This is a genomic window from Clostridium sp. AF50-3, assembly GCF_003477445.1.
In the GTDB taxonomy this organism is placed as follows: Bacteria; Bacillota; Clostridia; order Lachnospirales; family Lachnospiraceae; genus Otoolea; species Otoolea fessa.
The window spans coordinates 152,730-176,484 of record NZ_QUDH01000005.1; the positions used below are offsets into that span (position 1 = coordinate 152,730).

The 23,755-nt window shown below is 50.9% G+C and carries 19 protein-coding genes; all 19 read left to right on the top strand.

The window, feature by feature from the left end; genetic code table 11:
• Positions 1-221 precede the first annotated feature (221 nt).
• The 19 genes from DW085_RS19675 (at position 222) to DW085_RS07830 (ending at position 23,741) form a co-directional block, all read left to right on the top strand.
• The gene (locus DW085_RS19675; protein ID WP_118492106.1) at positions 222-1,805 is read left to right on the top strand and encodes a BadF/BadG/BcrA/BcrD ATPase family protein; all 1,584 of its coding nucleotides are present in this window, start codon (positions 222-224) and stop codon (positions 1,803-1,805) included.
• Positions 1,739-4,918 carry an acyl-CoA dehydratase activase-related protein gene (locus tag DW085_RS19680; RefSeq protein WP_284525734.1) on the top strand — a complete coding sequence of 1,060 codons (3,180 nt, stop codon included), beginning with the start codon at positions 1,739-1,741 and terminating at the stop codon, positions 4,916-4,918. The genes DW085_RS19675 and DW085_RS19680 overlap by 67 nt, the downstream gene beginning before the upstream one ends.
• 58 nt (positions 4,919-4,976) lie before the next feature.
• Positions 4,977-6,269, top strand: a complete 1,293-nt coding sequence (gene eno, locus DW085_RS07750) for a phosphopyruvate hydratase (RefSeq protein WP_118492110.1) — start codon at positions 4,977-4,979, stop codon at positions 6,267-6,269.
• Between the two features lie 441 nt (positions 6,270-6,710).
• A complete protein-coding gene (locus DW085_RS07755; RefSeq protein ID WP_107001569.1) occupies positions 6,711-7,817 on the top strand; it encodes a BMP family ABC transporter substrate-binding protein in 1,107 nt (368 codons plus the stop codon).
• Positions 7,818-7,956: 139 nt separating this feature from the next.
• Positions 7,957-9,495, top strand: a complete 1,539-nt coding sequence (locus DW085_RS07760; protein WP_118492112.1) for an ABC transporter ATP-binding protein — start codon at positions 7,957-7,959, stop codon at positions 9,493-9,495.
• A complete protein-coding gene (locus DW085_RS07765; protein ID WP_118492114.1) occupies positions 9,492-10,538 on the top strand; it encodes an ABC transporter permease in 1,047 nt (348 codons plus the stop codon). Before DW085_RS07760 ends, DW085_RS07765 begins: the two co-directional genes overlap by 4 nt.
• Positions 10,535-11,485 carry an ABC transporter permease gene (locus DW085_RS07770; RefSeq protein ID WP_243023440.1) on the top strand — a complete coding sequence of 317 codons (951 nt, stop codon included), beginning with the start codon at positions 10,535-10,537 and terminating at the stop codon, positions 11,483-11,485. Before DW085_RS07765 ends, DW085_RS07770 begins: the two co-directional genes overlap by 4 nt.
• A gap of 41 nt (positions 11,486-11,526) precedes the next feature.
• Positions 11,527-12,465: a nucleoside hydrolase gene (locus DW085_RS07775; RefSeq protein WP_022359767.1), complete on the top strand. Its 939-nt coding sequence runs from the start codon at positions 11,527-11,529 to the stop codon at positions 12,463-12,465.
• Between the two features lie 32 nt (positions 12,466-12,497).
• Positions 12,498-13,772, top strand: a complete 1,275-nt coding sequence (locus tag DW085_RS07780) for an ArgE/DapE family deacylase (RefSeq protein ID WP_117795130.1) — start codon at positions 12,498-12,500, stop codon at positions 13,770-13,772.
• Positions 13,773-13,789: 17 nt separating this feature from the next.
• Positions 13,790-14,536, top strand: a complete 747-nt coding sequence (locus DW085_RS07785) for a glutamine amidotransferase (protein WP_107001564.1) — start codon at positions 13,790-13,792, stop codon at positions 14,534-14,536.
• Positions 14,537-14,561: 25 nt separating this feature from the next.
• Entirely contained in the window at positions 14,562-15,707 is a 1,146-nt protein-coding gene (locus DW085_RS07790; protein ID WP_118467447.1) for a M20 family metallopeptidase, read from the top strand.
• A complete protein-coding gene (locus tag DW085_RS07795) occupies positions 15,704-16,732 on the top strand; it encodes a LacI family DNA-binding transcriptional regulator (protein ID WP_118492116.1) in 1,029 nt (342 codons plus the stop codon). Before DW085_RS07790 ends, DW085_RS07795 begins: the two co-directional genes overlap by 4 nt.
• Before the next feature lie 21 nt (positions 16,733-16,753).
• Entirely contained in the window at positions 16,754-17,650 is an 897-nt protein-coding gene (locus tag DW085_RS07800) for a ribokinase (protein WP_118492118.1), read from the top strand.
• Positions 17,651-17,818: 168 nt separating this feature from the next.
• Entirely contained in the window at positions 17,819-19,189 is a 1,371-nt protein-coding gene (locus DW085_RS07805) for a sodium-dependent transporter (RefSeq protein ID WP_107001560.1), read from the top strand.
• A gap of 375 nt (positions 19,190-19,564) precedes the next feature.
• Positions 19,565-20,890 carry an electron transport complex subunit RsxC gene (gene rsxC, locus DW085_RS07810; protein ID WP_107001559.1) on the top strand — a complete coding sequence of 442 codons (1,326 nt, stop codon included), beginning with the start codon at positions 19,565-19,567 and terminating at the stop codon, positions 20,888-20,890.
• Between the two features lie 13 nt (positions 20,891-20,903).
• Positions 20,904-21,845 (top strand): RnfABCDGE type electron transport complex subunit D, encoded by a 942-nt coding sequence (locus DW085_RS07815; protein ID WP_107001558.1) that lies wholly within the window; start codon positions 20,904-20,906, stop codon positions 21,843-21,845.
• Positions 21,845-22,453 (top strand): RnfABCDGE type electron transport complex subunit G, encoded by a 609-nt coding sequence (locus tag DW085_RS07820; protein ID WP_118492120.1) that lies wholly within the window; start codon positions 21,845-21,847, stop codon positions 22,451-22,453. Before DW085_RS07815 ends, DW085_RS07820 begins: the two co-directional genes overlap by 1 nt.
• A gap of 14 nt (positions 22,454-22,467) precedes the next feature.
• Positions 22,468-23,166 (top strand): electron transport complex subunit E, encoded by a 699-nt coding sequence (locus tag DW085_RS07825; RefSeq protein WP_118492122.1) that lies wholly within the window; start codon positions 22,468-22,470, stop codon positions 23,164-23,166.
• On the top strand, positions 23,166-23,741 hold the full coding sequence (locus DW085_RS07830; protein ID WP_118492124.1) for an RnfABCDGE type electron transport complex subunit A: 576 nt from the start codon (positions 23,166-23,168) through the stop codon (positions 23,739-23,741). Before DW085_RS07825 ends, DW085_RS07830 begins: the two co-directional genes overlap by 1 nt.
• Positions 23,742-23,755 lie beyond the last annotated feature (14 nt).

Sequence of the window (23,755 nt, forward strand, 5' to 3'; positions counted from 1 at the left end):
ATTTATGGCTGTACAGAATGCTGGAAGGCAGATGCGTACAGATCCATACGGTAAAGAGGTGTGCGGGGAAAAACCGTATGCCTCTTCTTCATGTTTTGGCGGACGCTAAGAAGTTGTTAAGATGAAGAGAAAAGAGATGACAGGGCGCAGGCTGCTTGTGTCGGATAGAATGACCGCACAAGTTTGCAGACATCTGGGATAAAGGAGTTAGAAGATACAGAATGGAACAGAAGGGACAAAACAGACAGGAACAGATTCTCGTCGGAATTGACGTTGGCTCAACGACGACGAAGGTGGCAGTGATGGAGGCGGCAACGGGGAAAGTCCTGTTTTCGGACTATACACGCCATCACTCGGATCAGCTTCAGAGTGTGTCGAGAGCTGTAAAATTGGTGAAAGAGACGCTTGCGGGGCGGTCATTTCTGACGGCGATGACCGGTTCGGGCGCAAAGCACCTCTCGGAAGAGCTGGAGATCCCTTATGTACAGGAGGTAGTGGCGAACTCGATCGCCTTGAAAGCCATGTACGGGGAAATCGGAACGGCGATCGAGCTGGGTGGACAGGATGCGAAGATTATCTTTTTCCAGGAGGATAAACGGACGGGCGAGCTGCAGGTCGCAGATATGCGGATGAACGGCAGCTGTGCTGGCGGTACAGGTGCGTTTGTGGATGAGATTGCTTCTCTTCTTAAGACGCCGGTTGAGGAATTTGACGCGCTGGCGGCACAGGGAACCACCGTATATGATATATCCGGACGGTGCGGCGTGTACGCCAAGACCGACATCCAGCCTCTTTTAAATCAGGGGGTTAAAAAATCAGATTTGGCGCTTTCCTCCTTCCATGCGATTGCTAAACAGACGATCGGCGGTCTGGCACAGGGACTTTCGATCGAGAAGCCAGTCGTCTTTGAGGGCGGTCCGCTGACCTTTAACCGGACGCTGGTGCGCGTGTTTGCTGAACGTCTGGACCTTCGGCCGGAGGAAATTTTAAGTCCGGACCGGCCGGAACTTCTGATTGCCTGCGGTGCGGCGCGTGCGGCAGTGAAGCTTTTTTCGAAGGAAGAGGCGCTCGCCACGGCAGACGGACTGTTAGATCGGATCGAGAAGGTGCGTGCGGCGCGCGAGGAAGCAAAGAAACAAAGTGAAGCCGGAAATGGCGATGAGATGGCGGAGGGCACGTTCCGTTCCCGTCCATTTTTTGCCGATCAGGCGGCGCAGACGGAATTTCAGGAGAGACACAGACGTCCGGAACGAAAAACAGTATATCCGCAGTCAGGCAGTACGCTGCGGGCATATCTGGGTATTGATTCGGGCAGTACGACGACAAAATTTGTCCTGTTAGATGAGAATGAGGAACTTCTGGATTCCTTTTATGCGCCGAATCAAGGCGATCCGCTGACGGTGGCAAAGAAAGCATTGATTGCGATGCGGGAAAAGTATGCGTCCCACGGCGTGCGGCTGGAGATTTTGGCAGCCGGGACGACCGGTTATGGAGAAATGCTGTTTTCACGTGCATTTTCGGCCGAGACACACGCGGTTGAGACGGTGGCACATGCGCGTGCGGCGGCAAAATACACGCCGGATGCGACGTTTCTTCTGGACATCGGCGGTCAGGATATGAAGGCAATCTGGCTGGACAATGGCGTTATCACAAATATTGTCGTGAATGAAGCCTGCTCATCCGGCTGTGGGTCGTTTTTGGAAAATTTTGCATCCTCCTGCATATTCCGGCGCGGGAGATTGCTGAAAAGGCATTTTCTTCGCAGCATCCGGCTGCGCTCGGAAGCCGCTGTACCGTCTTTATGACGAGCAGTATCGTGACGGAGCAGAGAAATGGAAAGCTGCCGGAGGACATCATGGCGGGGCTGTGCCGTTCGATCATTGAAAATGTATTTACAAAGGTTATCCGTGTGTCGAACCTGGATTCTCTGGGAAAGAGGATTGTGGTACAGGGCGGAACGTTTGAAAATGATGCGGTTCTCTGTGCGCTGGAACAGTATGTCGGCCGCCCGGTGATCCGGGCGCCGTATCCGGGCATTATGGGGGCGATCGGTGCGGCGCTTTTAGCGAAGGAAGAAGCACAGAGCCGGAAACAGCCGCATTTTATTGGTTTGGATCAAATGGAGTCCCTGACCTGGCAGCAGGAGGCGAATGTGCCGTGTCCGTTCTGTATGAACCATTGTCAGCGTGCGGTGGTGCGGTTTTCGAATGGAACCTCATGGATCACGAACAACCGTTGTGAGCGGGGCGAGATTCTTGGCGATCCGAAGGATGTGAAGGTGCGCGAGCGACTGAAAATAGCGTCAGAAACCCGGAATAAAGTGCCAAATCTCTATAAATTGCGGGAAGAACTCCTGTTTGCAGATTATCTGGATCAAGCGGAAGAAGGGGATGCATCGTCTGCAAAAAGTCATTCAGAGCGGGCAGCCGCTAAGACTGGTCTTGTGCCGAATGCTGTGTCTGATACTGTGCGGCGAAATATAACCATCGGTCTGCCGCGCGTCCTTGCTTTCTGGGATACGATGCCGTTCTGGACGACGTTCTGGCGTTTTTTGGGCTTTGAGATTCAGATTTCATCCCCGAGCACGCACAAGATGTTTGAGGAAGGCTTAAGCGCGGTAACTTCAGATACCGTCTGCTTTCCGGCAAAACTGGTGCACGGGCATATCCGCGATCTGGTAAAGAAGAAAGTGGATCGTATTTTTATGCCGTCGATTGCGGCGATCGGATCGGAAAATACGGAATCAACGAGCGAGTCCATGTGTGCAGTCGTGAAGGGATATCCGCTTGTGATCCGCAACTCGGATTCTCCGGAGAAACAGTGGGGCATTCCGTTTGATGCACCGTTATTTTACTGGTACAGGGAGGAAGATAAAGAACGTCAGCTTATTACATATATGGAACAGACATTTTCCATCCAGCCGTCGGAAACGAAAAAGGCGGTTCTTGCAGGAAATGATGCGATGCGGCAGTTTGGGAGCCGCCTGAAAGAGGCGGGAGCGAAGGTTCTGGAAGAGGTGGAAAAAGAGGGGCGCTATGCGGTGGTGCTGGCGTCAAGACCGTATCAGAATGATGCGCTTGTCAACCACAGCCTGCCGGAGCTTTTGACCGAGTTCGGCGTTCCGGTTCTGACGGCAGATTCTGTTCCGGGCATTGAAAATGTGGATTTAAGCCACAGCCGTCTGGATGTCGTAAACAATTACCACGCGCGGATGCTGGCGTCCGCGGTTCTGGCGGCACAGAGCCAGAATCTGGAATATGTCCAGTTTGTAAGCTTTGGATGCGGGCATGACGCATATTTGTCGGATGAGATCCAGCGTATGATGCGGGAAATCTCCGGAAAATCACCGCTGATCCTGAAACTTGACGAGAGCGAGGTACAGGGACCGCTGCGGATTCGGGTGCGTTCCTTCCTGGAGACGATCAACATGCGGCGGAAGAAGCGGGAGATGGCGGAGAGGCTGCAAAACCAGCCTGGAACAAGCCGACAGGAGAATGCGGGCGGCGGAAATGAATGCGGGACGGCTGCGCTGGGACCAGACATTCAAAAATCCTGGCAGGTTCACGAACTTTCGGATCCATATTCGGTTAAATTTGAGGTGGAAGACCGCAAGAAGCGCACGGTTCTGGTCCCGAACACCTCCCACGCGTTCTGCCGGATTATGTCGGCGGCGTTGAAGACACAGGGAATCCGGGCAGTTCCGCTGGCGGTCGGCAGGGAAGAGGCGATCCGCCTCGGAAAGCAGTATGTCCACAACGATATCTGTTTCCCGGCGCAGATTGTCATCGGCGAGGCGCTGGCAGCACTTCGGAGTGGTCAGTATGTGCCATCTGAGACGGCGATCGGTATGGGAAAATACATCGGTGACTGCCGCCTGACCCATTACAGTGCGCTGCTTCGCAAGGCGCTTAACGACGCCGGCTACCCGGAGGTGGCGATTCTGACGAACGATGACGTCGATTATCATGATCTGCATCCGGGCTTCCGGATGAACCTTATGTCGGCGATCCGTCTGGCGGGAGCGCTTCCGATGATCGATATTCTGGAAGAGCTGCTTCGCAAGATCCGCCCGTATGAGAAGGTTTCCGGAAGCAGCGATCAGGCATTTGACGAGGCGATGGATTTCGTCGTGGATGGTCTGGAGCAGCATGGGTTTTCAGGCGCTCTGCGAGGCTTTAAAAAGGCGATCCAGCGGATGAATGCGATCGAATATGACCGGAGCCAGCCGCGCCCGCGCGTCCTGATCATCGGCGAGTATCTCCTCAATTTCCATCCGGGCGCGAATCATGAGATTGAGCGCTACCTGGAGAAAAATGGATTTGAGATTATCGAGGCGCGGATGACGGATGTTATCCGGAAAACGTATTTCTGCCAGGATGAGCAGATTCGGACGTATCATCTGAAAAAGCCGTTTGTCAAGAAAAACTGGTATCATGTGGCGAACCGGGTATTTGACGCTGCGCACGCGGCAGCGGATCGGATAGCGAAACAGCATCCGCTCTATACGCCTGTCTGCCGCCTGCCGGAACTGGTAAAGGAAAGTGACCCGATCATCCCGCACACCTTTGATGCGGGCGAGGGCGTGCTGATTCCGGGCGAGATCCTGCACCATGCGGCGCATGGCTGCCGGGCATTTGTGATTTTACAGCCATTTGGCTGTCTGCCAAACCATGTGGTAGGACGCGGCATCGTAAAAAAAATGCGGGAAATGTACCCGGACGCCCAGATCCTGCCGCTTGACTACGATCCGGATGTGAGCTTTGCCAATCTGGAAAACCGCCTGCAGATGCTGATTATGAATGTGAAAGAAAGAAGCGTGGACACGGTTGCCCTGCCGGACGTGGGGCAGAGAAGCCCCGTGGAGACTATGAATAGAAAACAGAAAAACGCCGATAATAAAAAGCAGAAAGTTTCCTGATTTCGGGTTAGACAAAAATAGAAATCACATAAGCCCACGCGGCGGAAAGGGACAGGCTATGAAACATCTGGAAATTGAAAAGGTGATTGGACGGGAGATTGTTGATTCGAGAGGAAATCCAACAGTGGAGGCGGAAGTTTATCTATCAGACGGAAGCATAGGACGCGGCGCGGCACCGAGCGGTGCATCGACAGGTGAATTTGAGGCTCTGGAGCTGCGCGACGGCGACAAGTCGCGTTTTGGCGGAAAGGGCGTACAAAAAGCAGTCCAGAATGTGAATACCGTGATTGCAGAAGTATTAAAGGGCATGGATCCGGCGAACATTTATGCGGTTGATAAAGCGATGATCGAGGCGGACGGAACCAAGGATAAATCCAAGCTGGGCGCGAATGCGATCCTGGCGGCTTCGATCGCGAGCGCACGGGCGGCAGCCAATGCGTATGGTCTTCCGCTGTACCGTTTTCTCGGCGGCGTATCTGGAAACCGTCTTCCGGTCCCGATGATGAACATTTTAAACGGCGGCGCGCATGCGGCAAATACTGTCGATGTACAGGAATTTATGATTATGCCGGTTGGCGCGGAGAGCTTTTGCGAGGGACTCCGCTGGTGTACCGAGGTGTTCCATGCGCTGGCAGCATTGCTTAAAGAGCGCGGACTGGCAACCTCCGTCGGCGATGAGGGCGGTTTTGCACCGGATCTGGGAAGTGACGAAGAAGCAATCCAGTGCATCTTAGAGGCAGTGGAGAGAGCCGGATATAAGCCGGGCGAGGATTTTGTCCTGGCGATGGATGCGGCATCCAGCGAGTGGAAGAGCGGCAGGAAGGGCGAATATCTGCTTCCGAAGAATGGCAAACACTTCACCTCCGAGGAGCTGATCGCACACTGGAAACAGCTCTGCGGGAAATACCCGATCGCCTCCATCGAGGATGGTCTGGACGAGGAGGATTGGGAAGGCTGGCAGAAGATGACCGCAGAACTCGGCGGACAGGTGCAGCTGGTCGGCGACGATCTGTTTGTAACAAATACCGAACGCCTGGAAAAAGGTATCCGTCTCGGCTGCGGCAATTCGATCCTGATTAAGCTGAACCAGATTGGATCCGTCTCCGAGACACTGGAGGCAATCAAGATGGCACATAAGGCAGGTTACACGGCGATTGTATCCCACCGTTCCGGCGAGACCGAGGATACGACGATCGCAGATCTGGCGGTTGCATTGAATACCTGCCAGATCAAGACGGGCGCACCGAGCCGGAGTGAGCGCGTGGCAAAATACAACCAGCTTCTGCGGATTGAGGAAGAGCTGGGAACCGGCGCACAGTATCCGGGGAAGGCGGCATTTAATAAAAATTAAGTTGTCTTTTTTGCGAGATATCGTGCAGACAAGCAATCTGTTACATTGCATGAAATGTGTGAATTGTTCCGAAAACGAATGCATTTCCTCAGAAACAGACAAAAATCATCTGGGGAAATGCCGGATGGCGTCGAAACAAAGGAAAATAGAATACAACTTTGAAAAGGAATGCGTTTTACCGTACAACCAGGACGGAGAGAAACGTATTCCTTTTTGTTTTGCATAAGACCGAAAAAAGGAATATTGCTAAAAGTTTGACAATATTTTAAAAAATAATCGTTTTTATACGAAATTTATTGACAAAACAGTGGGAATGATTGTAAAATAACTGTAAAGCAAATATGAAAAAGGGATTTATTTTTTTTGAACGAATGGAAAAACGTTTTACCAAAGGAATGGTCCGGCGGATAACGTATTTCACATAAAAAGGAGGATGAAAGAATGAGAAAGAGAACATTAAGCATTGTACTTGCAGCAGCAATGTGTGCCAGCTTAACAGCCTGCGGCGGTGGCGGAAGTACTGCTGAGACAACGGCAGCTGACAGCAGCAATACCGAGACAAAGGCAGCCGACGCTTCAGAGAAATCTGACAAACCGCTTCGTGTGTGTGTTGTCTACACCGGCAACTTAGGTGATAAGAGCTACAATGACTCCTGCAACATGGGTGCACAGAAAGCAGTTGAGGATTTCGGCATCGAGCTTAAGAGCCTTGAGGGTACCACTGCTGAAGAGTGGAAAGCAAACCTACTTCAGGCTTGTGATGACGGCTACGATTTAATCATCGGTGCTTCTTCCAACATCGCAGATTATATCACTGAGAATGCATCCAGTTATCCGGATACCAAGTTTGCAGTTATCGATACAACCGTTGATCTGCCGAACGTTGAGTCCATCAGCTTTGCTCAGAATGAGGGCTCCTTCCTGGCAGGTGCGGCAGCAGCTATGTTCACCACCAAGACCGATATCCCGAATGTCAATGAAGATCATATCATCGGCTGGGTAGGCGGTATGGATATTCCGGTACTTCATGACTTCTATACAGGTTATGAGCAGGGCGCGAAGTATATCGATCCGGATATCAAGATTCTTCAGGCTTTTGCAGGAAGCTGGACGGATCCGTTAAAGGGTAAAGAGCTGACGTTAGCACAGTATGAGCAGGGTGCTGATATTGTCATGAACGTAGCATCCGGTACCGGTGTTGGTATTCTGGAAGGTGCAAAAGAAGCTGACAAATACGCAATCGGCGTTGACTTAAACCAGGATTCCGATCAGCCTGGACATGTTCTTACTTCCATGGTTAAGAGAGTTGATAATGCCTGCTATCTGGTTATCCAGTCTGCAGTAGAGGGAACTTTTGAGGGCGGCACAACCAAATATCTGGCATTGAAGGACGGCGGTGTCAGCCTGACCGATTTCTCTGTTATCAAAGAATCTCTGGGCGACAAATTCCCGCAGGATATCGTTGATAAGTGTGATGAGCTTGCCGAGAAGATCAAATCCGGCGAGATCGTAGTTGAAAACTATGAAGGATTTGGCCCACAGGCATAATTGATAAAGACAAGGCCGGGAGCGAGTGAAACCTGGCGGCGAAGGGGGATCTGAATTCTTTCAGGTTCCCCTTCATTTTCAACAAAATGTTTTTTCTTGGAAAGAGTCGTCAGGCATTTCCGGACGAGAGGGTGATCGAATGAACGAATACGTAGTGGAGATGAAAGGAATTGTCAAAAATTTCGGGCAGGTTCAGGCGGTAAAGCATGGTGAATTTACTCTGAAAAAGGGCGAGATTCATTCTCTGATTGGTGAAAATGGAGCTGGTAAATCCACCATGATGAAGCTTCTGTACGGCATGTATCCCATTGACGAGGGCGAGATTATCGTCAAAGGTGAACCGATGGGAACCATCACACCGAAGCTTGCAATTGAGCACGGTGTCGGCATGGTCCATCAGGAATTTATGCTGGTGAATGAGCTGACGGTTCTGGAGAATATTATTCTGGGATTTGAACCGAAAAAGGGATTGACAATTGACTTTGACAAGGCAAGAAAAGAAGTTAAAAAGTATATTGAACAGTATCATATGGACGTGCAGCTGGATAAGAAGGTAAGCCAGATTTCAGTAGGTGAGGCGCAGCGTGTGGAGATTATCAAGACATTGATGCGAGGTGCTGATATCATCATTCTGGATGAGCCTACAGCGGTTCTGACCCCTCAGGAGGCGGAACGTCTGTTTGAAATCCTGAACAATCTGAAACAGGATGGAAAATCCCTTGTCTTTATTTCCCATAAGCTGAATGAAGTTATGGCAATATCAGACCGCATCTCTGTGATGCGTCAGGGACAATATATGGGCACTGTTAATAAAGAGGAAACTTCTCCGCTGGATCTGACCAAACGAATGATCGGACGTGAAGTATTCTTAAACATTGATAAGGCTTATTCTGAGGCGGGAGATACGATTCTGGAGGTTCAGGATGTGTGGATTCCCAGCCAGAAGGAGACATCGAAGATCCGGGGCATGTCCCTGCATGTTAAGGCCGGTGAGATTGTCGGCGTGGCAGGTATCGATGGAAATGGACAGAGTGAGCTGGTTGAGGCGATCACCGGACTCCGCAAGGTAGAGAAGGGCAAGATCCTTCTTTGCGGCAAGGATATTACGAATCAGAGTCCGAGAAAAGTGAGAGAGAGCGGTCTTTCCCATATTCCGGAGGATCGAAATACAAGAGGTCTGAACCGTGCCATGACCATCGAGGAAAATCTGATCGCAGTCCGCCTGGATCAGCCTCCATTTACCAGGGGCATCATGATGAATAAATCAGGACAGGATACCTATGCAAAAGAAATGGTAGAACAGTTTGATATCCGCCCGGCGGATTATAATCTTCCTACATCTTCCTTATCCGGCGGCAATGCACAGAAGGTCGTAGTAGCCCGGGAGGTATCTCTTGGCAATAAGCTTCTGGTAGCATCCCAGCCTACCAGAGGTGTAGATATCGGTGCCATCGAGCTGATTCGTAATACACTGGAAAAGGCGAAAAAGGCAGGCGCCGGTGTCCTGCTGGTATCGGCAGAGCTGGAGGAGATTATCTCCCTTTCGGATCGTATCGTTGTTATCCATGAGGGCAAGATCACCGGCGAGATGCGTGCGGATGAGGCGAATGAGAACAATCTGGGTCTGCTTATGATGGGCGGTACAGACACAGGGAAGGACGGTGAAGCAGCAGTATGAATCAGACATTAAATGGTATTCGAAGGATTCTTATTACGATACTCGTTGCGATGGGTGTCGGTGCGCTGTTTATCATAGCCATCGGGGAAAATCCCATTGATGCATATGCGGCGCTGTTCCGCGGTGCTTTTGACGGAAAGCTCCGTCTAGGCACAACCTTGGCAGGATTTACTCCGCTGCTGCTGACATCCATTGCCTTTGCAGTTGCAGCGAAAGCAGGTGCTTTTAACGTAGGTGTTGAGGGCGAGGTTTTCTTGGGCGGTATCACAGCTGCTTATATTGGCATTAACTGGACCTTCCTTCCGAAGCCAGCTCTGTATGTGGCCTGTTTCGTAGGTGCTATGGTGGTAGCAGCTGCCTGGGCCTTTATTCCGGCGGTTCTGCGTGCCTATTATAATGTAAATGAAGTATGTACTACGATTTTGATGAACACGGTAGCACTTTATATTACATCCTATCTGGTCAGCGGACCTATGAGTGCGGGTACTGCTAACGCTCAGTCCCTGCCGGTTACGGTAAGGCTGTATCAGTTTATGAAACCCAGCAGTGTTAACGTAGGTATTTTCATCGCGGCCATCACCGTGATTGTGATTATTTTTATGCTTCAGAAAAGCAGCTGGGGCTACAAGATCCGTACCGTCGGCCTGAATCCGACCCATGCGGATTATGTGGGAATTGATTCCAAAAAGGTATTTGTCGGTGCTATGATGCTTTCCGGTATGTTAGGCGGCATGGCAGGCTGCATCGAGGTTCTGGGTGTTCACGGATATTTCCTGAACAACTTCGCAACTGGACTTGGAAGCAATGGTATGCTGGCAGCTCTGATTGTAAAGAACAACATGGTTTCAACTCCATTTATGGCATTTTTCCTGGCAGTTTTAAAATCAGGTGCTATGGGAATGCAGCAGTCAACCGGTGTACCAAAATCGCTGGTTGATACCATTACAGCAGTTTTCATTATCATAGCGACCATGGAGACTGCATTCCAGTTTACAAAGAAACGTAAAAAGAAAACGGAGGGGAAGAAGGAGGATAAGGCATGAATGCGATAATGCAGAATTTTGATAAAATCTTTAATGCGTCGCTGATTTATGCAACGTTTCGTTCAGCGACTCCGATCATCTTTGCCGCTCTTTGTGCGGCAATCACCCAGCAGGCCAATATCTTAAATATCGGTACTGAGGGTATCATGCTGGTAGGTGCTTTTACAGCAGTAGCGGTCAGCTACTTTACCGGAAGCTGGCTGTTAGGTATCATCGCGGCGATGATCGCGGGTGCTGTGATTGCGATGATCATGGCGGTCGGTCACATCCGTTATAACTCTGAGATCTGTGCGATCGGTATGGGTATCAACTTGCTGGCGCTGGCGCTCACAAAATTCATGGTAAATGCGATCTTCCACAGCACCGGCAGTTTTTCCAGCCCGGACATCAAAGCAATTCCGCGTGTGTCGCTCGGATTTTTAGACAATCTGCCGGTGGTTGGCGACCTGTTTAACAACTGGTGTGTGACCGAGTGGTTTGCCATCGTTCTGATTATTCTGCTTCAGTTCTTCTTTTATAAGACTGTATGGGGACTGCGTCTGCGTGCGGTGGGGCAGTTTCCGGAAGCAGCCAAGACGGCAGGTATCAAGGTAAATGCAATCAAATATCAGGCGATGCTGCTTTCTGGTCTCATCGGTGGTCTGGCAGGTGCACATCTTTCCCTGGGATACAGTACCCAGTTTATCGAGAACATGACCAATAACCGTGGTTTCATGGGCGTTGCAGCCATGTATTTCGGCGGCGCGAACCCGGTTCTGACCACACTGGGCTGTCTGCTCTTTGGATTTTCAGATTCCGTCGGTGCCCGTCTCCAGGCATATGGCATTCCATCCCAGTTCGTTCTGATGATGCCGTATATCGTGACCATTGCGGTACTGGCAATTTCCATGATTGCGAAGATTTCAACCAACAAGAAGAGAGAATCTTCCCTGCATGTGGGAAGCTGATGATGAAGAAAGATAAAACACTATAAGGAGGACATAATCAGATGGAAAAGACAAAAATTATTCTTGACTGCGATCCGGGACATGATGACGCGGTCGCGATCACGCTGGCGGCGAACAGTGACAAGATCGATCTGTTAGGTATTACAGTCGTAGCAGGCAACCAGACGCTGGAGAAAACGCAGATTAATGCGAGAAATGTGTGCCAGTGGCTCGGTGTGGATGTGCCGGTGTATGCGGGCTGCGGACAGCCGATGGTGCGTGAAAAAATGATAGCGGGCGATATCCACGGTGAAACAGGGCTGGATGGTCCGGTTTTCCCGCCGCTGACAAAAGAATTAGAGAAAGAGCATGCAGTCAATTTCATCATCAAAACCCTGATGGAGTCCGACGGCGATATCACGATGGTGACAACCGGTCCGATGACCAATCTGGCGATGGCGATGCGGATGGAACCGGCGATTATTCCGAAGATCAAACAGATCGTCCTGATGGGAGGCGCGTATACCAATGGTAACGTAACTCCAGCAGCAGAGTTCAATATCATCGCCGATGCGGATGCAGCATATGTATGCTTTACCAGCGGACGCCCAATCACGATGATGGGTCTGGATGTTACCCGCAAGGTACTGTGCTATCCGGAGATCGTTGACCGGATGGAGAAGATAGGCAATAAGGCATCCAAGCTCTTTGCGGATCTGATGCGCTTCTTCTGCAAGACCCAGAAAGAGGTATTTGGCTGGGAAGGCGGACCTCTGCACGATCCGGTTACGATCGCATGGCTGATTGATCCGAGCGTTGTGACCCTGAAACCGATGCATGTGGACATTGACATCCGCAGCGTCCAGTCCTACGGACGTACTAACTGCGATTTCTTCGGTTACGGCGGACAGGAGCCGACTGCAAACGTAGCGATCGATATCGATGCGGCGAAGTTCTGGGATATCGTTGAGGCAGGGCTGAGAAGATACAGCGAGGCATAGTTCATAATACTTGTGTTCGGAGGCAGATATAGATGAGAGACCTGAAAGAAGTTTTAGAGCAGAACAAAGAGAAATATATCGAAGAACTCAAGAATCTGGTGGGAATTGATACTCATGACTTAGGGCACGGAATCGACGGTGGTCTGGAGAAACAGGGACAGGAGTATATGGTAAACCTGTTTGAATCGATGGGAGCCGACGAGATCACGGTGGATCCGATGGATGAGGCTGTGATTCAGGAAAGCTACAAAAAGCATCAGGAAGGAAACCTGGGGCACAACCAGACCGACCGTGCCAATGTCTATGCGACATTTAAAGGAAAACAGGGCGGAAAAAGCCTGTTATTTAACGGTCATATTGACGTTATGCCGGCGGAGATGGAAGACGGCTGGACGAACCCGCCGTTTGAGCCGGTAATTCGGGATGGCAAGATGTACGGACGCGGCTGCACGGATATGAAGGGCGGTCTGATGGCATCGGTGATGGCGGTAAAGCTTTTGCAGGATGCCGGGTATGAGCTGCCGGGCGATGTGACAATTACCTCCGTGTGTGACGAGGAAGGCGGAGGCAATGGCTCGATCCAGGCGGTAATGCGCGGTCTGAAAGCCGACGGCGTTGTCAACTGCGAGCCGACCGACGATACCCTGATTCTGGCGCATATGGGCTGGGTATTCTTTAAGGTTGATTTTGAAGGAAAAGCGTGCCATTCCGGTGCAAAAGCCGAGGGCGTCAGCGCGATCGAGAAGGCGATCAAAGTAATTCAGGGGTTAAATGAGATGGAGCACCGCTGGCTTCTGACGATCCGCCACCGCCTGCTTCCGCCGCCGAGCTTAAATATCGGCGTGATCGAGGGTGGAACCGCCGGTTCTACCGTGCCGGGCGAGTGCAGTTTTTCTACCTGCGTCCACTATGTTCCTACCCTGATGAATCAGGATATGGTTGTAAAGGAATTTACAGAGGTCGTTGAGCGGATCAGCCGTTCCGACGCGTGGATGGAGGCACATCCGCCGAAGATTTCCATTTACCAGACCGGACACGGGTTTGAGATGGAGGAGGATCATCCGCTGGTAGACACCTTTAAGGAGGCGTACAGTGAGGCACTTTCGCGCAACGTGAAGGTGGAAGGATCCCATTTTGGCTGTGATTCCCGCCTGTGGCGCAACATTGCCGGATGCCCGACGATCCAGTACGGACCGGGTGAGGGCGCACAGTGCCATACCGTGGATGAGTGGCTGAAGCTCGATTCCTATCTGGAAGCGATTCTGGTGTATGCGAAACTGATTTTGGCGTGGGGAAAAAATAAATGAGAAAAGGAGATATGATCATGAGCAAGAAAGTATTACTGGCAGGCGAGTCCTGGATGAGCTATACCACCCATGTAAAGGGCTTTGACGCGTTTTATACCTCTACCTATGAGACAGGAGAGAAATGGCTGAAAGCTGCATTGGAGGCAGGCGGCTACGAAGTAACCTTCCTTCCAAACCATCTGGCAAATGAAGAATTTCCATTTACAATGGAAGAACTGAAACAGTATGATCTGGTAATTCTGTCCGATATTGGAGCGAACACCCTGCTTCTGCCGGGTGCTACGTTTAACCGCAGTGAGAAAATGCCGAACCGCTGCAATCTGATCCGCGACTATGTCAACGATGGCGGCGCTCTTCTGATGGTCGGCGGCTATCTGACCTTCTCCGGCGTGGATGCAAAGGGCAAATGGCATGACACAGCCGTACAGGAGGTTCTTCCAGTTGAGGTTCTGACGGTCGATGATCGTATGGAACACTGCGAGGGTGTAAAACCGGTAACCGTGGGCGAGCATGAAGCTTTAAAGGGCATTCCGACCGACTGGCCGGAGGTTCTCGGTTACAATAAGGTAATCGCAAAACCGGAGGCAGAGGTTCCGGTTACTGTAGAGGGCGATCCGTTTATCGCGTTTGCTTCTTATGGAAAAGGGCGCAGCGGTGTTGTCACAACCGACTGTGCACCGCACTGGGCACCGCCGGAATTCTGTGAGTGGGAATACTACAATAAATTGTGGCAGAATATCGCAGACTGGCTGATTCAGAAATAAGATAGCAGGAAAAAGGAGAGCGCGTATGGACGGAGCGGTGAAACTTTTAAAAGAGCTTCTGACCATTCGGAGTGTCAATGGACGGGATGACGAGGGAGCAGTGGCAGAATATTTGTGCAAGTATTTCGAACAATCGGGAATTTCTGCACATATACAGCGGATTGACGCGACACACGCCAATGTGCTGGCGGAGCTTGAGGGGGAGTCGGATGGCGCTCCGATCTTCTGGAACGGGCATCTGGACACGGTTCCTTACGGAGATACCGGAGAATGGAAGACTGACCCGGCGGTTCCGGTGGAACGGGACGGTTTTCTCTATGCCCGCGGTGCCAGCGATATGAAGAGTGGGCTTGCCGCGATGGTGTACGCGCTCTGTGAATATAAAAAATCCGGTCGTCCGGTGCCGCGTACGATCCATTTCCTCGGAACCTGTGATGAGGAAAAGGGCGGCATCGGCGCCAGGGAGATCTTAAAGGAAGTCCCGGAGACGTCGATTGGAACGCTTCTGATAGGAGAACCGACGGGATGCAGGCTGGGCGTGGCGCAGAAAGGCTGCCTGTGGCTGGAGATAGAAGCACACGGAAAGACGAGCCACGGGGCATACCCGCAGGAGGGCTGCAATGCCGTGGAACAGGCGATGGCGCTGACAGGTGAGATTGAAACATATGTGAAAAGCTTCACACACCCGGTTCTCGGCGCATCGACCGCGCAGGTAACGCAGATTTCCGGCGGCGTGGCGCCAAATATGACGCCGGACACCTGCCGGATTCTCATGGATATCCGTATGACACCGGGACTGACAAGTCAGATGGTAGTCGGTCAGGCGGAGGCGTTCGCGGCGGCGCGTTCCGTTACATCAGAAGAAAAATTCCGCGTCAGCTGCCGGATTGTCAATGACCGGCGGGCGATCGAGATTGGAGAATCCCATCCGCTTGTGAAACAGCTCTCGAAGGGACTGGAGAAAAAAGGGCTTCCGGTGGAGACGACTGGGATTAATTTCTTTACAGATGCTTCGATCCTGGTGGAACACAAGCTGGATGCAGCCGTTCTCTTATTTGGTCCGGGCGAGGCAGGTATGGCGCATAAGCCAAATGAGCGGGTCGAGATAGAAAAATATCAGAAATCCATTCAGGTTCTCATGGATCTGATCGCATCGGAGGTGGATGAGTGAGGGCAACCATCAAGGATATTGCCGCTGCGACTGGTTTTTCCGTGACGACAATCTCACTGGTTCTCAATGGAAAAGGATATAAGATCTCGGATGAGACAAAGAATCAGATCCTAGCGAAGGCGCGGGAACTGAATTATCGTCCGAACCAGCTCGCGGTCAGCCTGGTAAAGCGGCAGAGCAAGACCATAGGATTTATCGTCCCGGATATTTCCAATGTATATTTTGCCAATATGGCGCGCGCGATCGATGAGGCGTGCCGCGAAAATGGCTGGAGTGTGATTCTCTGCAACACGAATGATAATTATGACCGGGATCGCGAGTATATCGATCTTCTGGCGGATAAAGGCGCGGACGGCATTGTGTTTATCATGGCTAAAGATAATACGCGGGAGATGGCGGCGGAGGAGATCGATTATCTGGAATCGATCCACATACCCTATGTGGTAGTTGACCGGATCCCGGAGCTTCGGAACTGTCCGGCGGTCGGTACCGACCATGAGATCGGCGGTTATCTGGCGGCGCGCCATCTGTTAAGCCTTGGACACCGGCGGATTGCCTGCGTTGTGGGACCGCATGCGACCCAGATGGATTCGGAGGCCCGTTACCATGGCTACTGCCGGGCGATGGAGGAGGCGGGAATTCCAGTGGATGAACGTCTCGTCTGTGCCGGCGAGTATACGCAGGAGGGCGGCGCGGCGGCGGTCGAAAAGCTTATTTCACAGGATTTTACGGCGATTTTCGCCTGCAACGACGCTTCGGCGTATGGCGTATGCAGAAAACTCAAGGAATACAGAAAGAAAGTACCGGAAGATGTTTCGGTTGTCGGATACGATGACGTTTTCTATGCCCGGATGCTGGAGGTGCCGCTGACAACGATACGCCAGCAGGTACGGGAGATGGGAAGAGAGGCGGTGCGGCTGCTTCTGAAACAGATACGGGAACATAAAAGACCGGAGAGCAAGGTAATCTTTGCGCCGGAACTGGTGGTGCGGGAGAGCACGGCGAGAATACAGCCGTCTCGGTAACCGGAGAGAGAGGGGAGCAGAGTGAAGGTATTGAATTTTGGTTCGCTGAATATTGATTATACGTATCAGGTGGATCATTTTGTAAGAGCGGGAGAGACGATGTCCTCCGAGTCGCTGCAGGTATTCAGCGGCGGCAAAGGGCTGAATCAGTCGATCGCGCTGAGCAAGGCGGGCGCAGACGTATGGCACGCCGGAGCTGTCGGAGCCGGGGATGGAGATTTTCTCATCGAGCAGATGAAGAAGGCGGGCGTCCACACGGAGCTGATCGAGCATCTCGACGGGCAGACAGGACACGCGATCATCCAGAAAGATCCGGCAGGGCAGAACTGCATTCTGCTGTATGGCGGTGCCAACCAGCGGATCACGAGGGAAATGGTGGATCGCGTCCTGACACAGTTTGAGGCGGACGATTTCCTGATTTTACAGAATGAGATCAGCGAGATCGGCTATATCATGGAGAAAGCCCATGAAAAAGGCATGAAGATCGTTCTGAATCCGTCCCCGATGAATGCGAAGATCCTATCCTATCCGCTGGAATATGTGGATTACTTCTTATTAAATGAGGTGGAGGCGTCGGATATCTGCGGCATTGAGGCAACCAAAGATCCGCAGGCGCTGATGAACGGACTGGTAAAACGGTTCCCGGAGGCGAAGATTGTCCTGACACTCGGCGGCGATGGTTCCGTGTACCGCGATGGCGACACAGTCCTTCGTCAGGGAATCTATAAAGTGCCGGTTGTGGACACGACGGCGGCAGGCGATACATTTACCGGTTATTTTATCGGCGGCTTACAGCTCGGTGAAGACCCGAAGACGGCGCTGGAACATGCGGCAAAAGCGGCAGCGATCGCCGTTTCCCGCCCAGGAGCAGCTCCGTCGGTGCCGAACCGGGAGGAAGTCGAGACGTTTGAAGGATAAAAAGCACCTGAAAACTTGTCTTTTAAAACAGAATATAGTAAAATACCATTTGGTGGCGTTTCCGAAATTCGGGCTGGTACCGGGATTTGCGGAGGCGCCTCTTTTTGTGCCCGTCTGACTCTTGTCAGTGTGGGCCTGTAGAAATAAAAAAGGAGAAGGTAAGTAGAAATGGGAAGAGAACGTTTTTCCTCTCGGCTGGGATTTATCCTGATTTCCGCGGGCTGTGCGATCGGTCTGGGAAATGTGTGGAGATTCCCGTACATCGTCGGTCAGTATGGCGGCGCGGCGTTTGTACTGATTTATGCGGCATTTCTGGTGCTTTTAGGTCTTCCGATCATCGTTATGGAATACTCGGTCGGCAGAGCGAGCCAGAAGAGTGCGGCGCTTTCATTTGATGTGCTGGAGCCAAAGGGTACTAAGTGGCATTTTGAAAAATGGTTCGCGATGGCGGGCAACTATGTCCTGATGATGTTTTATACGACGGTAGCCGGATGGCTTCTGCTGTATGTGTTCAAGATGGCGAAAGGCGATTTCGTGGGTCTGGATGCGGACGGTGTAGCCGGGGAATTTGGCTCTGTACTGGCAAATCCGGGTCTGATGACGGTATTTATGCTGCTCTGTGTCGTATTCTGTTTTTCCATCTGTGCGATGGGACTCCAGAACGGCGTTGAGAAGATCACAAAGATGATGATGGTCTGCCTGTTATTCCTGATGGTTGTGCTGGCAATCAATTCGGTGCGGATGGAAGGCGGACGTCCGGGACTTGAATTTTACTTAAAGCCGGATTTTGGCAAGATTCAGGAGGTTGGTGTCGGCAAGGTCGTATTTGCGGCGCTGGGACAGTCGTTCTTCACGTTGAGTATCGGTATCGGTGCGATGGCGATTTTTGGAAGTTATATCGATAAAGAGCGCAGCCTGACCGGCGAGGCGATCAATGTACTGGTCCTTGACACGCTGGTAGCGTTTATGGCGGGACTTATCATTTTCCCGGCGTGTGCGGCTTACGGTATCGAGGCAGGACAGGGACCAAGCCTGATCTTCATCACGCTGCCGAATGTATTTAACCACATGGCAGGCGGACGTTTCTGGGGCACGCTGTTCTTTGTCTTTATGACCTTTGCGGCGGCATCAACGGTCACAGCGGTATTCCAGAATATCGTATCCTTTGCAACGGATCTGACTGGCTGTTCGATCAAAAAGGCAGTCTGCGTCAATCTGGTGGTGATTGCGGTCCTGTCGCTTCCGTGCGTGCTGGGTTTCAATCTCTGGAGTGGTTTCATGCCGTTCGGAGAGGGCAGCAACGTGTTGGATCTCGAGGATTTCATCGTCAGCAACAACCTGCTTCCACTCGGAAGTCTCGTTTACCTGATGTTCTGTACCAGCCGGTATGGATGGGGATTTGAGAATTTTCTCAAGGAGGCAAATGAGGGAAAAGGCGTGAAGTTCCCGCGCCAGGTGCGAGCGTATGTGACATATGTCATTCCACTGATTGTGCTGTTTATTTTTGTGCAGGGGTACTGGAGTAAGTTTTTCCAGTAGACTGTGCAGCTCTTTAGGTAACGAGAAAAAAGGAAAGTCCGGCAGAGGCAAACTCCGCCGGACTTTCCTTTTTTCGCCAAGGCTATTGACATAGTATTTAAGGGAAAGTTTTACGGGATTTTTACACAGTTTTGTTGATTCTGTATAAACAAAAGCTATATTATAACCATTTGTATTAATTTTTATACAGAGTGAAGGGGGCAGAAGATTCATTTTTCAATTGTGAATTTTTTTTACCTGTGTTATACTATACGCGGTAGATTCTAGCTCCTACGCCCGATAATATTTTCACAATTTCGGCAGAAAAGGCATCTGACGGGAGGTGAATGGGTGGAGGATGAAGGAAAATTTAGTAAGAGAAAGAGGGTTTAATTGATGGGTTTGGCTACATTTATAGGCGGCATTCATCCATATGAGGGTAAAGAACTGTCTGAGGATAAGCCGATCAAGGTTCTCGAACCGTTACAGGGCGAGATCATGGTTTATCCGCTGTCCCAGCACATTGGCGCACCTGCGAAACCACTGGTAGCGAAGGGCGATCACGTGCTGAAAGGCCAGATCATTGCAGAGGCAGGCGGATTTATTTCCGCAAACGTACTCAGTTCTGTTTCCGGTACGGTAAAGGGAATCGAGTCCAAGCTGGTTGCTAATGGTGCAATGGTTCAGTCAATCCTGGTGGAGAATGACGGTGAAGAAGAGGCGATTGAGGGCTTCGGAACAGACAGAGATGCAACAAAGCTGTCGAAAGAAGAGATCCGTAAGATCGTTAAGGATGCTGGTATCGTCGGCCTGGGCGGCGCTGGTTTCCCGACACATGTAAAGCTTACTCCGAAGGATGAGAACGCAATTGATTACGTTATCGTCAACGGTGCAGAGTGCGAGCCGTACTTAACCAGTGACTATCGTACCATGATGGAGCGTCCGGAGCAGATTATCGGCGGCCTGAAGGTTATGCTTCAGCTGTTTGACAATGCGAAGGGTGTTATCGGTATCGAGAACAACAAGCCGGAGGCTATCAAGAAGCTGACGGAGATGGTAAAGGACGAGCCGAGGATCGAAGTATGTCCGCTGCTTACCAAGTACCCGCAGGGTGGTGAGCGTACACTTATCTATGCAGTGACAGGACGTGAGATCAATTCTTCCATGCTGCCGGCAGATGCAGGCTGTATCGTAGACAATATTGATACCGTTGCTTCTATTTATAATGCAGTATGCAAGACAACTCCGCTGATCCGCAAGATCATTACGGTAACCGGTGATGCCATTGCAGAGCCGCAGAACTTTGAGGTACGTCTTGGTACCAACTATCAGAGACTGGTAGAGGCAGCAGGCGGCTTTAAACAGGAACCGGAGAAGATGATTTCTGGTGGTCCTATGATGGGACAGGCTCTTTTCAGCCTTGACTTCCCGGTAGCGAAGACTTCATCTGCTCTGACCACCTTTACCAAGGACCAGGTAGCAGCGATGGAGCCGTCAGCATGTATCCGCTGCGGACGCTGTGTAGGCGTTTGTCCGGAGCACCTTGTACCTCCGCTGATGATGAAAGCATCTACGGCTCACGATCTTGAGAAATTCCAGAGCTTAAACGGCATGGAATGCGTTGAGTGCGGATGCTGTGCATATGCTTGTCCGGCAAGACGGCCGCTGACCCAGGCATTCAAAGAGATGCGTAAGGCAGTAGCAGCCAGCCGCAGAAAGTAGGAGGTGGGAAGAAATGGAAAAATTATTAAAAGTATCGTCATCACCTCACGTTCGTGACGGAGTTACGACACAGCGCCTGATGTTTGACGTTGTGATCGCCATGATTCCTGCCAGTGTTTATGGTGTATGGCAGTTCGGCATGAATGCACTTCTGGTTCTGATCGCTACCGTGATCGCCAGTGTGGCAGCCGAGTATCTTTATGAGAAATTAATGCACAAGCCGATTACGATTTCGGACGGCAGTGCAGTTGTTACCGGCATGATTCTTGCACTGAATATGCCGCCGGAAATCCCGGTTTGGATCCCGGTTCTTGGTGCATTCTTTGCAATCATCGTTGTAAAACAGCTTTACGGTGGTCTGGGACAGAACTTCATGAACCCGGCACTGGCAGCCAGATGTTTCCTTCTGACTTCCTTCGCTCTGTTTATGAATAACTTCTCATCCGCAAAGCTTGGATTTGACAGTCTGACAGGTGCAACTCCGCTGGCACAGTTAAGAGCCGGTGAGACAGTGGATCTGGCATCCCTGGTAATCGGACGTATCCCGGGAACTATCGGTGAGGTATCTGTAATTGCCCTGCTGATTGGTGCGATTTACATGGTAGTCCGCAAAGTTATCAGCCCGGTTATCCCGCTGATTTACATTGGAACCGTATTTGTATTTACATTCCTGTTTGGTGGATTCAACCTGACCTATTCTCTCAGTGAGATCTGTGCAGGTGGTCTTATCTTCGGTGCATTCTTTATGGCAACCGATTATGTAACGAGTCCTCTGACTCCGAAGGGACAGATCGTATACGGACTGATCCTCGGAATCGTAACCGGAATCTTCCGTCTCTGGGGTGCTTCTCCGGAGGGCGTTTCCTATGCGATCATCTTCAGCAACCTGCTGGTACCGCTGATTGAGCGCTATACGCTTCCGACAGCATTTGGAAAAGGAGGTCAGAAGAAATAATGAACCAGATTATCAAAAATACAATCATCCTTTTCGTTATTACTCTGGTAGCTGGTATCTGTCTGGGAACAGTACATGATATTACGCTGGATCCGATTGCACAGGCACAGGAGGCAGCAGCTACTAAAACTTATCAGGAAGTTTACCCGGATGCGGCAAGCTTTGATGAACCGCAGGAGCTGGCTGACGCAGTAACTGCTGCAGCGGACAGCATCTCTGAGTGGGGATTTGGAAAAGTTACCATCAATGATGCAAAAGAAGCGCTGGATGCAAGCGGCAACCAGATCGGTTACCTGATTACCTCTACCTCCGCAGAGAGCTACGGCGGCAACGTGCAGATCGCAGTTGGTATCAGCAACGAGGGCGAGCTGACCGGTATCGGTTTCTTAAGCATCAGCGATACGCCAGGTCTTGGTATGAGAGCCAAAGAACCGGATTTCAAGGATCAGTTTATCGGCAAGAAAGCTGAGAACCTGGAAGTTACTAAGACAGGCGCGTCTGCAGACAATCAGATCCAGGCCATCAGTGGTGCGACTATCACTTCCAAAGCAGTTACCAACGCAACAGATGCAGCTATCTATTTCGTGGCTAACTGCCTGGCACAGTAGGAGGTGGAACGATTATGAATAAATATGTAGAGCGCTTATATAATGGTATCTGGAAAGAAAACCCGATTTTCGTTCAGATGCTGGGTCTGTGTCCGACTCTGGCGGTAACTACTTCCGCTATCAACGGTGTCGGCATGGGTCTTTCAACAACCGCCGTATTAGTTGCGGCCAATATCCTGATTGCGATGCTTCGTAAGATTATTCCGGATGGTGTACGTCTTCCGGCAGAGATCGTAGTAGTAGCATCCTTCGTAACTATCATCGATATGCTGATGGAAGGTTTTGTTCCGGGCTTATATGCTTCCCTGGGACTTTACATTCCGCTGATCGTAGTTAACTGTATCATCCTTGGCCGTGCCGAGGCATATGCTATGAAGAACGGTCCGGTTCTTTCTGCATTTGATGGTATCGGTATGGGACTTGGATTTACAGTTGCTCTGGCACTCATCGGTTCCTTCCGTGAGCTTCTGGGTGCAGGCACCATTTTTGGTAAACAGATTATGCCGGCAGCTTTCCAGCCAATTTCTATCTTCATCCTTGCACCGGGTGCATTCTTTGTTCTGGCTGCCCTGACTGCTCTTCAGAACCGTCTGAAGATGCCGTGTGCAACCAACGGTTCTGTTAAACAGAAGAAGAAAGGCGGATGTAACGGTGATTGCTTAAGCTGTGCCGGACATACTGCAGAATGTGATAAGGAACAGGAGGAGAAGTGATGAAAGAATTACTTATTATTGCCATAAGCTCGGCGCTGGTCAGCAACGTCGTACTGAGCCAGTTCCTCGGTATCTGCTCCTTCGTCGGTGTATCTAAAAAAGTTGAAACAGCAGCAGGTATGGGCGGTGCGGTTATCTTCGTTATCACCATCGCTTCCATCGTTGCAAGCTTGATTTACCAGTTTGTTCTTCAGCCCCTTGGTATCGATTACCTGAAAACCATCGTTTTCATTCTCGTTATCGCAGCGCTGGTTCAGATTGTAGAGATGTTCTTAAAGAAGTGCATGGTTTCCCTGTATAATGCGCTGGGCGTGTTCCTTCCGCTGATCACAACAAACTGTGCCGTTCTTGGTGTTGCTATTACAAACGTTCAGAATGGTTACGGATTTGCACAGAGCGTGGTAAATGGTGTTGGTACAGCCGTTGGTTATACGATCTCCATCATTCTTTTAGCAGGTATTCGTGAGCACATTGAAGGAAATGATATCCCGTATAACTTCCAGGGATCTCCTATCGTACTGGTAACAGCAGGCCTGATGGCAATTGCATTTCTCGGATTTTCCGGATTACTGTAGAAGGAGGAGACGAA

What these genes read in the sequence shown, in the direction of transcription:
- DW085_RS19675 (WP_118492106.1), top strand. Translation starts at nt 222, where the DNA reads ATGGAACAGAAGGGACAAAACAGACAGGAACAGATTCTCGTCGGAATT.
- eno (WP_118492110.1), top strand. Translation starts at nt 4,977, where the DNA reads ATGAAACATCTGGAAATTGAAAAGGTGATTGGACGGGAGATTGTTGAT.
- DW085_RS07755 (WP_107001569.1), top strand. Translation starts at nt 6,711, where the DNA reads ATGAGAAAGAGAACATTAAGCATTGTACTTGCAGCAGCAATGTGTGCC.
- DW085_RS07760 (WP_118492112.1), top strand. Translation starts at nt 7,957, where the DNA reads ATGAACGAATACGTAGTGGAGATGAAAGGAATTGTCAAAAATTTCGGG.
- DW085_RS07765 (WP_118492114.1), top strand. Translation starts at nt 9,492, where the DNA reads ATGAATCAGACATTAAATGGTATTCGAAGGATTCTTATTACGATACTC.
- DW085_RS07770 (WP_243023440.1), top strand. Translation starts at nt 10,535, where the DNA reads ATGAATGCGATAATGCAGAATTTTGATAAAATCTTTAATGCGTCGCTG.
- DW085_RS07775 (WP_022359767.1), top strand. Translation starts at nt 11,527, where the DNA reads ATGGAAAAGACAAAAATTATTCTTGACTGCGATCCGGGACATGATGAC.
- DW085_RS07780 (WP_117795130.1), top strand. Translation starts at nt 12,498, where the DNA reads ATGAGAGACCTGAAAGAAGTTTTAGAGCAGAACAAAGAGAAATATATC.
- DW085_RS07785 (WP_107001564.1), top strand. Translation starts at nt 13,790, where the DNA reads ATGAGCAAGAAAGTATTACTGGCAGGCGAGTCCTGGATGAGCTATACC.
- DW085_RS07790 (WP_118467447.1), top strand. Translation starts at nt 14,562, where the DNA reads ATGGACGGAGCGGTGAAACTTTTAAAAGAGCTTCTGACCATTCGGAGT.
- DW085_RS07805 (WP_107001560.1), top strand. Translation starts at nt 17,819, where the DNA reads ATGGGAAGAGAACGTTTTTCCTCTCGGCTGGGATTTATCCTGATTTCC.
- rsxC (WP_107001559.1), top strand. Translation starts at nt 19,565, where the DNA reads ATGGGTTTGGCTACATTTATAGGCGGCATTCATCCATATGAGGGTAAA.
- DW085_RS07815 (WP_107001558.1), top strand. Translation starts at nt 20,904, where the DNA reads ATGGAAAAATTATTAAAAGTATCGTCATCACCTCACGTTCGTGACGGA.
- DW085_RS07820 (WP_118492120.1), top strand. Translation starts at nt 21,845, where the DNA reads ATGAACCAGATTATCAAAAATACAATCATCCTTTTCGTTATTACTCTG.
- DW085_RS07825 (WP_118492122.1), top strand. Translation starts at nt 22,468, where the DNA reads ATGAATAAATATGTAGAGCGCTTATATAATGGTATCTGGAAAGAAAAC.
- DW085_RS07830 (WP_118492124.1), top strand. Translation starts at nt 23,166, where the DNA reads ATGAAAGAATTACTTATTATTGCCATAAGCTCGGCGCTGGTCAGCAAC.